Source organism: bacterium (assembly GCA_026398675.1).
GTDB lineage: Bacteria > RBG-13-66-14 > RBG-13-66-14 > RBG-13-66-14 > RBG-13-66-14 > RBG-13-66-14.
Window position 1 is genome coordinate 1 of record JAPLSK010000404.1, and the last position, 1,898, is coordinate 1,898.

The 1,898-nt window shown below is 64.9% G+C and carries 3 protein-coding genes; 2 read left to right on the plus strand and 1 reads right to left on the minus strand.

Going from position 1 to position 1,898, the window contains the following annotated elements:
- Positions 1-135: 135 nt before the first annotated feature.
- Positions 136-372, plus strand: a complete 237-nt coding sequence (locus NTW26_11895; GenBank protein ID MCX7022949.1) for a hypothetical protein — start codon at positions 136-138, stop codon at positions 370-372.
- Positions 373-441: 69 nt separating this feature from the next.
- Here NTW26_11895 and NTW26_11900 read toward each other — a convergent pair whose 3' ends face one another.
- Entirely contained in the window at positions 442-1,629 is a 1,188-nt protein-coding gene (locus tag NTW26_11900) for a hypothetical protein (GenBank protein MCX7022950.1), read from the minus strand.
- 65 nt (positions 1,630-1,694) lie between these two features.
- On the opposite strand from NTW26_11900, the gene NTW26_11905 reads away from it, so the two are divergent.
- Positions 1,695-1,898 (plus strand): hydrogenase expression/formation protein HypE (locus tag NTW26_11905; GenBank protein MCX7022951.1); only part of this gene is annotated, 204 nt, incomplete at its 3' end.

Genomic DNA, 1,898 nt, shown 5'->3' on the forward strand with positions numbered 1-1,898 from the left:
AGCCGCTCCCCGGCCGCGTCGTCGCCGGCCAGAAATTCAACCGCTTCGGCGTCCACGCTGGCTTCCGGTTTACGACCCAGGGGTCACGGTTTGACCCCCGGGGTCGAGGGGCGGTAAAATCACCGGGGAGGCCCCATGCCCTACGTCCGTTACCGTGGTCCCTACGCCGTTCTGGTCCACGCCTGCCGCCGGGGCGAAAAGGTGGTGCAGCGGCACCTGGCCTATCTGGGGAGACGGACGATTGTGGAGTCTGGACTGCGCCGGATAATCGAGGCCCGGTTCCCGGAAATTTCCTTCGATTGGAATAAGCTCGAGTCGGGGCTGCGGGGCGGTGCCGGAAGAAGCGCCTCGAGCTGGCTCGAGGAGGACTAGCCCCGGGCTCTTTTTATCACAAAGCCCCGTGAAATGGGGCTTTTTTGGTTCCCCTCGCCGCCCCGGACGTCAGTCCTGCCGGAAGAGGATGATCCGCGCCTGATCCTCCGGTATGTACTCGTCCTCCCAGGGCTGGAACCAGAGGAAGGCGTCAATCACCCACAGGTCCCCCTCCTCGGTCACCGCCAGGTCAATGGGGCAGCGCAGCCGCCAGTAACCATTGCCGTAGATGACCGCCAGGAGCTTGCCGTCGCTGGAGAACTTCTGGATGCGGGCGTTGCGGGTGTCGCAGACGTAGATGTTCCCGTCCGCGTCCGCGGCCACCCCGAAGGGGGACGAGAGCTGGCCGTTGTTGAAGCCGAACCCGCCTATCGTCCTCTGGTAGTGGAAAATGAAGGGGTAAATGTACAGCGGGTCGTAGGCCGGGTCCGCGGGGTCGGTGGGGGTGGGCTCCATGGTGAATGTCTGGAGCCTGTGGTTGTAAACGTCCGAGACGACGACCGTCTCGTCGGGCGTCACGCAGATGCCCATGGGCCGGTAGAATTTGCCCTCTTGGTCCCCCTCGCCGCCGCCCTCGGCCGTCACGGTGTCCCCCTCGATGTAGAAGAGATAGCTCAGCGCGACGTCGGTGTAGGCGAGTTTATCCGGCGGGTAGAAGGCCACGGGGCCGGGCTGGGCGGTGGTGGGGTATCCGGTCAGGATGTCGTTCTGGGTTATAAAGGCGTAGTGGGGGCGGTTGTCGTCGGGGAGGTCGGAGTCGGGGTCGGGCAGAGCAAGCTTGGAGACCTGTTTCCCGAGCTCGAACACGGGGCCCATTTCGGATTGGGATTCGGAAACGAGCACCAGCTCATTATCGGAGGTTGAGTTGGGGTATGATTCGATGAAGAGCTGGTAGGTGGATTCCTGGCGTCCGCGGGGCCAGACCCAGTAGGCGTCCCAGTCTGCGCTGCCGTCCGGGTTGGGGATGAAGCGTTCGAGGTAGCCGCCACGGATGTTGGTGACCAACAGGTCGCCCTCGGAATCCACCGAGATGGAGTAGGGGAACCAGAAGCCCCAGTCGGGGTCGCCTTCGGCGTCGCCGACGGAGTAGGGGCCGGGATCCTGGTCGCCGACCCGGGTTATCTCGAAACCGCCGATGGAGGAGTAGCTCTCGGTGGGTTCGGGGTAATTCGGCACCTCGCAGCTTGCGAGGGCCAGCAAGGTGCAGGCGACGCTCAGGGCAATGAGGCTGATTTTTTTCAGGACCATCGGCTGCATTTTACCACACCGCCCCGCGACGCGCCATCCGGGGCCGGTGGTATAATCCGTCGCTTGGAGGACCGATGAGCGGAGAGATAGTCACCCTGGCCCACGGCGGCGGCGGCATCGCCTCGCGGCGCCTGCTCCGGGAGCATCTGCTGCCGCGGCTGGACTCCGAGGCGCTCCGGCCGCTGGGCGATTCGGCGATCCTGGACATCCCCCCGGGCGGAATAGCGCTGACGACCGACAGCTACGTGATTCAGCCCTGGCGCTTCCCCGGCGGCGAC

Excerpts from the sequence above, each read along its gene's own strand:
- NTW26_11900 (MCX7022950.1), bottom strand. The coding sequence starts at position 1,629 with ATGCAGCCGATGGTCCTGAAAAAAATCAGCCTCATTGCCCTGAGCGTC.
- NTW26_11895 (MCX7022949.1), top strand. The coding sequence starts at position 136 with ATGCCCTACGTCCGTTACCGTGGTCCCTACGCCGTTCTGGTCCACGCC.